We start from the raw sequence: 11,302 nt of genomic DNA, 5'->3' as shown, positions 1-11,302 counted from the left end.
CGCACGGTTGTCCGATGTGGGGGTGCTGGATGCGACGCTGCCGGAACTGGGAGCTGGAGTGGAATGGTCGCGACAGCATCGGTCGTGGATCCACGACCGATGCTGTCGGTGCGTCGGATGTGGCGGTCGAGTGCACGCGAAGGTCAGTTCGGCACCGTCGCGGCTGCGGTACCTCGCCCATGACTCCGTCGTGCCCGACTGCGTCGCCGCCGGCGAGTCTGCAGCGCATCGGGCGTTGAAGACGAGCTTGCCCGAGCGGTGCGTCGGACGGGTTGGCGCGCTGAGCTTGATGTACCGGGTGACCGATGGCGGGCAGATGTGCTGGCCACGAGTCCGGTTGGAATCCGCCGGTTTGCTTGGGAAGCACAGCTGTCCAGCATCAGCGTTGACGAGATCATCGCGAGAACGACGACCATGCAGGCGAGCGGGCTTGAGGTGTGCTGGGTCGCCCGACGTGATGTGGCCTGGCTCGGCCACGTTACCTCTATCCAGCTCGAGCCAGCCGCCCCGAATCCCGCAGAACCAGCGGATCACATGACGATCTCAGCAGGCATCAGCCAGTTCGTGCTGCGGAAATGCGAGCCTCCGGCACGGTGCACCGCAAGTCGTATCGGATGGGAACACTATGCGAAAGCTAAGACGTGCTCCTGGTTCGACCCTGTTCCCATCCTTTGGTACTCCCGCCCGATGTCCGGCCCTCCGCACAACGGTTCCCGCGCAGAGTGGTGCCCTCCCCCAGGTCCGGCCAGGGCGGCGGCACATCCCGAGATCACCAACAGACAGGAGGCAATGCCGCCGCCACTGACCTCCGATAAGCCTCGATCGCCTCTTGGATGGCGCGGCAAATGCGTTTCAGGAGCTGCGCTTTTTGCTCAGTCAGGTTCGAGGAACCGGCGAGGTTCAAGCCGCGGCAGGCCATCAGGCGACCGCCGACATCCACACCTCGAGACGGTCACCGCGTAGGGCGCACATCATCGTGGCGAACGAGCGCACATGTCCTGCCAGCGCAGTCAGTTCTGGGCTTCGGCTCAGGACCTGGTCGAGCTGCAGCTGGTCGTCGTCGGTGATGTTCTCCGGCTTGCCCATAATCCAGCACACGACCCGGCGGACCTTCGGTGCTGTGGGTGTGGGCTCGGGAACCTGGGCACTGGCGAGGAACGGACGCAGGTAGTCGCGGAGGATCTGACACCGACCGCGGTATCCCTGGGCCTTGATCTCCTCGAACAGCAGCATCGCGTTGGTGCATCCCGCGTTCCACCGTTGATGCAGGTAGGGCTTGAATTCCTCAAGCAGGCTCAGCCTGCGGCCAGTGCTGTCGTTGGTCAGCAGCTCCTCGACGGTGCTGGCGCGCACGAAGCGGCGCACCGTTCCCCTGGCCAGGCCGAGTTCAGCCCCGATGCCACGGATGCTGATTCCCCTGCTGTGCAACCGTTGCACCGCGCGGTGTAGCGCTCACGCGTGCGCACGGCGACCCGATCGGTTCGCCTGTCAACGGCGTCGGATAGGGCTGCGTCCGCGCTACCGGATGAGTACGTACAACGCAATGAACGTTGCCGCCATCGCGCCGCCTCCGGCCAGCACGGCGGCGGCAACGTTGCCGTTCCCGTTGGCCATGAAGGTCAGCGTTCCGGATACGGTCCCGCACAAGAAGGCGATCATGGTGACGACCGCCAGCTTCAGGATGAAGAGTTCAAACGCTCGCTTCACGTCCAGTGCCTGCTGCTGACACGAGCACGTGCTCTCTGGGGCCGGCAGGTCCGGCATGTTCCCACGATCCGGCGCTCCCATGAGCTCTCCTTAGGTGTGCTGAACTAACGGGCGCACGGAACGTGCGCACGTGGGGATGAAGTGCGGATCTTTGTTAGCGGTGGTGCCTGGCTCCGTCGAACACTTGCCTGACAACCGCGAAGTAGCGGCGGAGGGCAGCGATGCCCAGGTCGGCGTTGATCAGTCCCCAGCCCGTCTGGACGTCTACCGCCCTCGGATGCACGCCGACGCCAGCGCGGATCTCCCATCCGGTTGGCAGTTTGATCCTTAGCGGCGGCTGCGATGGCTCCGAGCGCCGGGTGGTCACCACCACGCCGTGGGACAGGGTGAGCGTCTTACACCAGGGACTCCACAACAGTGTGGCACTATTGTCCTTCGCTTGTCCTATGCACACGAACTGCACCCACACGGGTCCGATCCAGTAGGTCGGGAAGGTGACTTTGGTGAATCCTCCGGTAGTCTCGATGCCTGTGACCTCGACGGTGCACGTCCGGCCGTCGGCGCCGAGCGTGGCGTCAAGACGTTCCAACAACTGGGGAACGCGTGGTGCCGAGCCGAGTTCGAGCCGGCGGACATGGTCTTTACTGATCTGCGGCAGGGAAGTATCCAACTTGGAGGCAAGGTCAGCGGTGTCCTTGAGGCTCAGACCGCGTGCTTCCCGCAGCCGACGGTACGAGTCGCCGCCCCAGTGACGCTGCACCTCGTCCAGCGAGGCGGGCACGGCGCTGACGTCAGTTCTCGTGGACACCACCGCCTTCGCTGCCGCTGCAAACGTGGTTCTGGTCCGTTCGGCCTGTTCACCGAGGCGCTCCTTCATGAGGGCGAACCACCCCGACTGGCCTTTGTACTCGGTGTGCGGCAGCCACGACCTCGCGGCGACCACGAGTGCGTTGTCGGGATTGTCCCGAGAACCGACAACGGCGAGATCGACCGCGTTCAACACGCGTGCACCGATATTGGCGGGAATGACACCGGCACCGAAGTCGGCCCAGCCTCCACCGTCGATCCGCACGTGCACCGCGGGGTTGGGAGCGGACGCGTACACCTGCAGGAAAACGCCATCTTCGGCCGGAATCTCACAGTCGGCCATGAACGGCCCTGCAATGACCTGTGCCGTGCCGGGCCGACCATCCGCCGTTCGCAGCCATACCCAGCACGGCCTGGAAAGCCCCTGGTAGTTGTGCCACCACTGCTCAGTAGGAAGCAACGCGTCGGGCGTGCGCAAGGCGAGGTACAGGTCGCGCAGCACGCCCCCAGCGCCGTAAAGCGCATCCAAGGCGACCAGCCGATCTCGATCAAGACCCTCGGTGCGGCCGTTCTCCCAGTTGAAGAGGGTCGACTGGCTCACGTTGAGTTCAGCGGCCACGGTTTCCCGCACGAGTCCTGCGGAGGTGCGGAAGTAACGCAACAGCGCTGGTCCGCCCTGCAACTGATCAACCATGTCCCTGTCCCTGTCCTCGCTAACGCTGTGTCGCGCTCCACCTTGGGAGAGGCTGCTCGTGGTGGACAACCTCGGTGGGCGAAAGTGCAACGGAAACTGAAGATCACCAGATGGCCTCGGCTGAGCACCGCTTACCCGATCGGTCGTGCACGTACTTCAGGAGGCCTGACAAGGTCAGGTCTCCTCCGAGGTGTTGATCCGTGCTCGGTCGCGAGCGGTGGGCGACACGAGCACCGCCGCTAGGCGGCGTAGGCGATCGATTCTCGTATCTGCTGGAGCAGCTCGTCGCCGACCGGTTCTTGGGATCCGTCGAACACGGCGAGCACCACGGCTCGGCCGTCATCAGCGAGCCCTGGGACGGAGAGCGGAGGCTGGGTGCCGAACCATTCCGGAATCCGGGCAGACCAGTCACGGCGTGGGAGAGAGAGAAGCAGCGTCATCCGCTCGCAGGCTTGTTCCCGGTCACGAGCGGTGAAGACGACCCCTGCGGTGCCGGTTCGGACTGCGCGGCCCAACCCCATGAGTTCGTCGACCCCGCAGCATGTTTCGGTAAAGGACAACGGTCCGGTCATGAAGTGGCTGAGCACTCCCCCGTTCTTCACATACGCGGCCTGCCCCAGGCGAACATTCCGGGCCATCTCTGGTGTCCACAGTTTCTGGCGGTGCTCACCTCCGTAGATGGTCACGGTCGTGAGGCGATCGCATTCGAGTCCGGCGGTCTCACGCGCCATCGGTGTCGCCACCTCGTCGGGACAGGCCGCGTTAATTATCTGATCCGCCTGCGCACGTGCTTCCGCAATTAGCCTGGCCGCCGTAGACCGTGCGTCGTCGAGCACGGAGGTTGCGGCGTCGCGGGCGTCGGCGACGATGCGCTCGGCTCGTTCGTCCGCCCAGTTCAGCACTCCCGCGCTCAGCTCGTGGGTCCGAGTGTGATCAATAGCCTCGGCCCTGGTGCGGAAAGTCAGTGCGGTGTCGTCGGGAAGATCGACCTCGTCGAGCGCGTCGCGCAGCTCGCTCGTGGCCTTCAACTGGTCCGCAGCCGCAGGGGCACCGTGGCGGTCGGCGATCTCGAAGCACCGGATCGCGGAGGCCAGGTCGCCCTGCTCGCTGTGCATCATGCCCAGCGCGAACGCATCAACGCCGAGCTGAACACGGTCGCCGTAGGCAACGGCATCGCGTGCCTGCTGCGGCGTCAACGCCGCCACATGTGCCCGGATCTGCGCGAACGGCACCGGCGCAAGGGGTGCGCCCGCGTCATCGCTGTCGCGGAGCTGCTGGAACAGGTGCTCCACATCGGGGTGCTCAGGCGTGCTGTTCACTACGGCATCTCCTTCGTCGAGACGCGGATCGGGTGCCCGGCTTGCGCGAGCAAGTTGCGGATCTTCTTCAGTCCCACAACCAGGAACCGCTTGGCGGCGTGGTGTTCGACGCTCAAGGCCTGCGCCACCTCAGATACCGACATGCCCACGTAGTGCCGATACAGCACCGCGTTCCGTTGCAGATCAGTCAGCTGCTCCAGGATTGCGGGAAGGGCTTCGTGTGCGTCGAGGATGTGTTCGGCCAAGTGCGACAACTGCGCCGGACGTACCGCGGCTGGATCGAAGGCAGGATCGCCGATGACTTCGAGCACCGGGTCGAGCGGAACCGAGCGATCCCGGCTACAGGCACGGTAGAAGTCCACGATCTTGTTGTGCGCGACGGTGAACAGGAACGCGGAATAGCCTTCGGGAACAGGTCCGTCGCCGAGCCGCTTGCATACCACCGTCCACACCTCCTGGACTATGTCCTGTGCATCGGCCGGGCAGGAGACGTGCCGCCTGATATAGCGCAGCAACCCTCCTGACCACCTGGTGTAGAAGGCCTCCAGGGAGGCATCGGTATCGTTGTCGTCCGTCACGGTCGCGGTGCCCCCACAGCGTGCGACATCGCGTAGGAGCGGCCGTCAAGGACGCCTGCGGCTGCTCCGACCGCGTGCTGTTCACGCCACCTCGTTGTCGATGTGTTCACTCGGGGACTCCTCGTCGGAGCGATCGGCTGTTCACCCCTGATATCGCAGACGTCCGTGAAACGGACTCCATCGGCCCGAAACTTTCTGGAATCTGCTTGCAGCCAAGGCGTCGGAGGGTCTGCTCGGTCGAGGTTCAGGGTGGTCAGGCATGGTCGCCGGCGACCTAGCTCTGCCAGGTCATCCCAGCCTCGGCGGCGATGAGTTCGGCGGTGTTGGGGTGGTAGCCGAGCATCGTGGCTACGACGGAGGGTGGGGCCTGGAGCATGAGTTCGCAGCGCGGCGATTCGTGTGGCTTCGTTGGGCAGGCCGGTGTTGCGCAGACGCAGCCACAACCGCAACGAGGTGGTGTGCATGGGCTGTCCGGCATATCTTCCGGGGACGGGAAACGGCTATTCGGGTTGACGGCCGTGATCAGGCGCGTGCCGAGGTTGGTGGTCAGGATCTCGGCGAAGGGTGCGGAAATCGAGATTGGTAGCTCGCCCAGACGCAGGAGGGCCTCGCTGTCGTCGTGGATCAGGTCGTCGAGGTCAGTAGCGTGATGCGGTGCAGAGGCTGGGCGAACAGCAGCACCAGCAGGGCGAGGACGCGGGTCCACTGCGGGCATCGTGTCGGCGGTGAGTACCCGTCGCAGGTACAGCACGCGCTCTTGCTGGCTCAGCGCTTTCGTCTCCAGAAGGCGTGCTGTCGGCATGCACTACCTTGGCCGTGGCCATGTACAGGGCGGTCCGTTGCTGTCGGCCCGCAACTCCATTCACGATCTGAACGAACCCAGGCTGGCTTCCCAAGCCGTGGCCCTGCGCGAAGCCTATGATCCCGTCGAGGACCAGGAATGCCACCAGGCTGATGCCGAGGAACGACGGTCGCTCAGATGGAAGTGGATCGCCTGCCGCGGGGGACGGCTCCTCCGCCCCGTCCCCAGGGTGCTACTCGGGCGCGGACAGATCGAACGATGACTCCACCACTAGACTGCCGAAACAAAACCGCTGTTCAGCCCTGTTCCCATCCTTTGGTACTTCCGCCCGAGGTCCGGCCCTCCGCAGGAGGATCTCGCGCAGGTTGGTGCCCTCCCCGAGGTCCGGCCAGGGCGGCGGCATGCACCGAGATCACCACCCGACAGGAGGCAAGTCGCCGCCACTGGCCTCCGATAAGCCTCGACGTCCGTTGGATGGCGCGACAACCGCATCTCACGAGGCTGCGCTCTTCGCCTGGCCGGGCCCGAGGAACCAGCGCGGGTTCAAGCCGAGGCAGGCCACGAGGCGGCCGACGATGCGCACCGACACGGTCACGCCACTGCCAGCGAGTTCCAGTCGGTCGATCTCCTGTAGGGTGAAGACGCTCCGGCCGCTGATAGGCCCGCCTCACTGCACGAGCATCCGAGGGGCCCGAACGCACGCTCGGCGGCATGACCGGATGTTCGGTCGATGATTCGTCCAGGTGGGAGTCGGATGCGCATCCGACGGGTCGTCGAGCGCACCCATCGCCTGGTACCACGGCATAGAACGCCTACGCATCCGCTTGGAACGCCGCGACGATATCAACGAGACGTTCCTCGCCGTCGCCTGCATCATTACCTGGCGACGCGTCCAGCGCGTTGTCGGACCTTGAATCCCAGCTCTGCCAAGAACCCCATTCGCCACCCGCCTGGCGCACCCACAAGACCCGCCGCTCAGTACCAATTTCACACATCTCACTCGGATCGAAGTGGCACAATCCGGTAGGCGTGTCGATCAGCAAAGATTCGTGGTAAACCCAGTCCTCAGACAAGATCCACCCCGCAACGGCTCCCGCCGCCTCCCACTGCTCCCGCCAGAGCCGAGTCTGCGCCGGCGCAGCAGACTCCACGATCTGTAACCGCTCACAACCAACCCCACGAGTCTCCAGAACCGTGGCGCAGAGATCGGCGAAGACCCCGCAATCAGCTGTCTCAGCACCAGCCAGCTCACACCACGCAGCAGGCCAGCGCGAGGGCCCCCAGCGGAAGTGGTCGAGCATCCACGAGAGCCCAAACGCCGTCCGCGAGCCCATCCTCTGGTAGGCGCGGTCGACCGAGAGCAGCCACGCGACGGCGTCGGCGCAGTCGGCGCAGCCAGGGTGGACGAGCAGCCGCGATGGCGGGTGTGTGGGCAGGTCCATTGCAGTCACACCCCGAACCGATAGCTCATGCTGGCGTCGTACGCGCCCGCGTTGCAGAACAGCAGCCGGTCGCCGCGTGCTAGCTCGGGCGGCAGGCCGACGGCCTCGCGCAGGACGTCGTGTTCCATGCACAGCCTGCCGTGCAAGCGGCCAGCCCCCGGTCCCAGGCGGAACCACCGGCCGTCACGGCGCCACATCACGGGGTGCACCTGCGAGAGCCAGTCAGGCAGTTCAGCGACGGACGCGTCCACCACTGCGGTAACCCGTCCACGCGCTCTGCTGACCTCGATGACCTCGGCGAGCACGCTCATGCACCGCTCCACCAGGAACTTTCCGGGCTCGACCAACAGCGCTAGGGGCGGGGCTGACCCCGTCGATCCGACTACCTCGGACAATGCGGCCGCATACTCCGCCACCGGGAAGCCCGACGGCCAGCCGCCGCCAAGATCCAGCAGCTCATGGGGGTGGCCCGCGCGGTCCAGGGCTGTGCGGGCTAGGTCGACGGCGGAGGCGGCTTGGTGCACCCAGGCTGCAGCGCCGATCCTGCTGGCGGCGTGGTGGAAGTGGACGCCGGTGACCGGGGTGCGGGCGCGGCGCAGGACACGCATTAGCGCCTGAAACTCCGACCGGTCAGACAGGTCGACGCCGAAACGCGACCGGCCCCCTAACGGGGCGACGCGTACTCCCAGTGCGCCCGCTCTGACCGCACCCGACTCGACCAGGTCGAGCGACCGTTGCAGATCAGCGACGGAGTCGGCGAAGACAGCTCGGTAGTCGGCGGGGCCGCCGGGGAACCGCCACCACTTGGCTGGCCCGTTTAGCACGAGCTGGTCCGGTCGGAACCCGGCCCGGAGGGCACGGGCGGCCTCGTCCTGCGAGATGGCCTCGGCCAAGCCGCCTGCCCGCCGGACGGCGGCGAGCACGCGGGCGTCGGGGTTGGTCTTGACCGAGTAGGCGAACCGACCCTCGACCCCCGTCTCTTCCTGGACAGCTGTGAGGACCGTCGCGATGTCCGCCAACGACTCCGTCAGCGCTTTGGCACTGAGCAGCCGGTGCGGGGTCAGCACCCCGTCGACTTCGCCCACGGGCATTGCCGCCGGCTCCGGTGCAGCATCCTGAGACGGGGCGGAGCGGCGGCGTGACAGGACGGGCATGGCCGAGGGGTGCTTCGCGGCCGGGGGCCGCTCGCGGTCGCGGCCTTCGGTCGCCTGCTCGAAGCGGGCTGGAACCTCGAGGACTACGCGGACGAAGCCCGAGCGCTCCGCCTTCTCCTCGACCTCGGGCGACAGGCCCGTCGCGGCGGAGACCAGGCGCGCGGGCAAGTTAACTCCAGCGATGGCTGCGCCGTGGACCCAGGCTGGGAAGCGCGGATTAACCTCGATGAGGTACCGAACGCCGGTGGCCGCCTCGCGCACCATCTCTACTTCGCCTCCGCCGGTCCAGCCCGTCAGCGCCACGAACCTCGCCAGGCGTTCCCGCTCGGCCGCGGCTGGCTCGCGGACTCGGCCCGCCCACGTCTTGCCCTCGACGGTGACCATCGTCTTGCCCATCCAAGCCGCGCCGAGCAACTCACCCGCCGCGGCGGCGAATACCAGCGACTCCTCCGCGCCCTCGACGTGCTCCTGCAACAGGACCTCCGTGTCGCCCCAGATGGTGCGCACGCGATCGAGCGCGGCGGTCAGCTGTAGCCGGTCGCGGACGGCGATCGCCTCGTACCGCGACCCCTTCACCCACGCCCGCCAGCCGGTGGACGCGGCGAACGCCGAGGCCTCCGCAGCGTCGGCGACGACTCGGGAGCGGGGCAGCGCCAGGCCAAGTGCGGCCGCTGCGACTGCCCCAGGCTTGCCGATCGCGGCGAAGGCCTGCGGCGGGGGGAGCAGCAGGCGCGGGTCGTCCGCCGCCCAGCCTGCAAGCAGCTCGGCCTCAAGGTCGAGGCCGGGGATCAGCACCGCCTCGCACCGCGCGGCCAGGGCGGCGAGGTCCGCTGCGGCGGCGGATAGCTCCACCGTGTCCCATGACGACAACACGTGCACATGGTCGAACACCGGAGAGCTCAAACCCGTCGAGGCTGTGGAGTAGTCCACCGCGTGCAGGCTGGCAGCGGGCCAGGCCAGGCGAAGCGACCGGGCGACACCGACGCCCGGGGAGGGGTTCGGGCCGCTATGGACCCCGGACAGCAGCACAGTAGGTGAGGCGGGCACGGGTGCTCCATTCGTCAGGCGGACGCGTGGTAAGCGGCGAGGCGCTCGTCCTCGCGCAGGCGCATCTCCTGCCAGAGGGCCTCGTAGTCGGCATCGGCGATCTCGGAGAAGTTGGCGTTGTGCTCGGAGTAGTCGTTGCCCGCGGTCTCGGCGTACTCCTGCGGCGACAGCTCGGTTCGGGCCCGCGCCCAGTAGCTCGACTCGCCGAGGGGCGTACCCGGCAGCGGGTAGTACTTGAACGCGTCGAACGCCAGCCGGGGCACCGCATCGATCAGTGCCAGGGTGGCCCGCGCGTCCGCTCCGGTCTCGCCCGGCCAGCCGATGCCGATCGAGGCGCGGATCGTGAAGCCCGCGTCCAGCGCGGCGTTGAGCACGTCCACCGCGGACCGCCGGATCGAGCCCTTGCCGAGCCGTTTGCGCGTCGCCGCGGACGCTGTCTCCACCCCGACGTAGAGCGAGCGGAACCCAGCATCGTGCATGGTCGCGAGCAGGCCCATGTGCCGGTCCAGGTCGGTCAACTGCACGTCGCACCCATAACGAAAGGGCGACCCGTCGGAGGTGTTGAGCGCGCAGAACTCCTCGGCGCGGCGCTGTGAACGGTCGATGAAGCAGTCGTCGACGAAGTAGAAGCCCGTCGCGCTCGTCGTCTCCGACAGCTCGGCCAGGTCGGTATAGAGCCGCCGCGCAGAGATGAAGCGGAAGCGGGCATCGGGGTGGTGGGCGTTGAGGTAGCAGAAGGTGCACCGGCGCGTGCACCCCCGGGCCGAGGCCACGTGCAGGCCGGGCACGCCCATACCCGGCCATGATTCCGCCGGGTGCACGTATGACGGCAGGCCGGGCCACCAGACGGGGATACCTACGGCGTCGAGGTTGGGCGGCTCGTCGCCATGGACCAGTCCCGAGGGCCGCTCGGCCGCTCCGACCCACCGCGCCGTCACGTCCTCGCCGTCGCCGAGCACGAGGGCCCGGACGCCGCGCCACAGCGGGCTCTCGGGGTCCGGGAAAGTGGAGACCAACGGCCCGCCCGCGATCACCGGCAGGCCGGGAGTGACGCGAGCGAGGAAGTCGACGCCCTCCCGGAAGCGAACGGCCCCGAGGCCCTGCTTGGCCGTGAATCCGGCGACGGTTGGGTCGAAGGACTCAAGAGCGGCCGTCAGAGCAGTGGCGACGTCTTGGCCGTTGAGGTCGAGGACGAGCACCTCGTGCCCAGCAGCGCGCAGTACATGGCCGACGGAGATCGCCCCCCAAGGTGGGAAGGACCGCGGGTCGGCATCGGTGTAGATGCCTGGGTGCACCAGCAGCACGCGTTGCTTGTCCACAGCGCCTCCTAGATCCACCCGTACATCGGACGGCCCGACGGACCGTTACCCGCCATCCGGGCGACGACCGCCCAGCAGGCCGGGCCGGGTAGTCGAGGAGTTCTGCGTCGCAGTCCCGATCAGCTTTCTGCCGCGTGTCCAGCGTCCATACCGAACGTGCATCGTCTACAAGCGGTCCCGGCGTTTGGTGGGCCGGTGCCACGGAGAAAAGGCGGCGTTGGGTCGTCGGTGGAGGCGCGGGAAGCATTGCCTCGGTAGGTTCATCAGGCACTTCCGTGATCGAGAGCTACATCGCTCGCTTACAGTCCCCCAGCCGATCCAGCGCCGCACCTGGCTGAGGTATCAAATCTCCGCTCGTCGGCATGACCCGAGATTGCGCGTGATCTCGGCCAGCCGTGGGGAAGGGTCCCAGCGACCCCTACCCACCGGCTAC

Annotated in this window: 9 protein-coding genes; all 9 read right to left on the bottom strand. The window is 67.0% G+C overall.

All coding sequences use genetic code 11. The features are described from left to right. Positions 1 to 918: 918 nt before the first annotated feature. The 9 genes from ACFWGZ_RS34015 to ACFWGZ_RS33975 all read right to left on the bottom strand — a co-directional run bounded on the left by ACFWGZ_RS34015 (position 919) and on the right by ACFWGZ_RS33975 (position 10,869). A complete protein-coding gene (locus ACFWGZ_RS34015) occupies positions 919 to 1,428 on the bottom strand; it encodes a hypothetical protein (protein WP_382455690.1) in 510 nt (169 codons plus the stop codon). A 90-nt stretch (positions 1,429 to 1,518) separates the two neighbouring features. Further along, positions 1,519 to 1,764, bottom strand: coding sequence for a hypothetical protein (locus ACFWGZ_RS34010; RefSeq protein WP_382455689.1), 246 nt, complete (start codon positions 1,762 to 1,764; stop codon positions 1,519 to 1,521). A gap of 97 nt (positions 1,765 to 1,861) precedes the next feature. Further along, on the bottom strand, positions 1,862 to 3,208 hold the full coding sequence (locus ACFWGZ_RS34005) for a helix-turn-helix domain-containing protein (RefSeq protein ID WP_382455688.1): 1,347 nt from the start codon (positions 3,206 to 3,208) through the stop codon (positions 1,862 to 1,864). A gap of 239 nt (positions 3,209 to 3,447) precedes the next feature. Continuing rightward, positions 3,448 to 4,527, bottom strand: coding sequence for a hypothetical protein (locus ACFWGZ_RS34000; RefSeq protein WP_382455687.1), 1,080 nt, complete (start codon positions 4,525 to 4,527; stop codon positions 3,448 to 3,450). Beyond that, entirely contained in the window at positions 4,527 to 5,105 is a 579-nt protein-coding gene (locus tag ACFWGZ_RS33995) for an RNA polymerase sigma factor (RefSeq protein WP_382455686.1), read from the bottom strand. The genes ACFWGZ_RS34000 and ACFWGZ_RS33995 overlap by 1 nt, the downstream gene beginning before the upstream one ends. Positions 5,106 to 5,379: 274 nt before the next feature. After that, a complete protein-coding gene (locus ACFWGZ_RS33990) occupies positions 5,380 to 5,907 on the bottom strand; it encodes a hypothetical protein (protein ID WP_382455685.1) in 528 nt (175 codons plus the stop codon). Positions 5,908 to 6,719: 812 nt separating this feature from the next. Next, complete coding sequence (locus ACFWGZ_RS33985) at positions 6,720 to 7,349, bottom strand: hypothetical protein (RefSeq protein WP_382455684.1); 630 nt, start codon at positions 7,347 to 7,349, stop codon at positions 6,720 to 6,722. Between the two features lie 5 nt (positions 7,350 to 7,354). Continuing rightward, the gene (locus tag ACFWGZ_RS33980; RefSeq protein ID WP_382455683.1) at positions 7,355 to 9,433 is read right to left on the bottom strand and encodes a hypothetical protein; all 2,079 of its coding nucleotides are present in this window, start codon (positions 9,431 to 9,433) and stop codon (positions 7,355 to 7,357) included. A gap of 131 nt (positions 9,434 to 9,564) precedes the next feature. Further along, on the bottom strand, positions 9,565 to 10,869 hold the full coding sequence (locus tag ACFWGZ_RS33975; RefSeq protein ID WP_382455682.1) for a B12-binding domain-containing radical SAM protein: 1,305 nt from the start codon (positions 10,867 to 10,869) through the stop codon (positions 9,565 to 9,567). Positions 10,870 to 11,302 lie beyond the last annotated feature (433 nt).

The sequence above is a fragment of the Lentzea sp. NPDC060358 genome, from assembly GCF_042725365.1.
GTDB lineage: Bacteria > Actinomycetota > Actinomycetes > Mycobacteriales > Pseudonocardiaceae > Lentzea.
This window is presented reverse-complemented; position numbering and strand designations above follow the sequence as displayed.

What these genes read in the sequence shown, in the direction of transcription:
- ACFWGZ_RS34010 (WP_382455689.1), bottom strand. Translation starts at nt 1,764, where the DNA reads ATGCCGGACCTGCCGGCCCCAGAGAGCACGTGCTCGTGTCAGCAGCAG.
- ACFWGZ_RS34005 (WP_382455688.1), bottom strand. Translation starts at nt 3,208, where the DNA reads ATGGTTGATCAGTTGCAGGGCGGACCAGCGCTGTTGCGTTACTTCCGC.
- ACFWGZ_RS33990 (WP_382455685.1), bottom strand. Translation starts at nt 5,907, where the DNA reads ATGCCGACAGCACGCCTTCTGGAGACGAAAGCGCTGAGCCAGCAAGAG.
- ACFWGZ_RS33985 (WP_382455684.1), bottom strand. Translation starts at nt 7,349, where the DNA reads ATGGACCTGCCCACACACCCGCCATCGCGGCTGCTCGTCCACCCTGGC.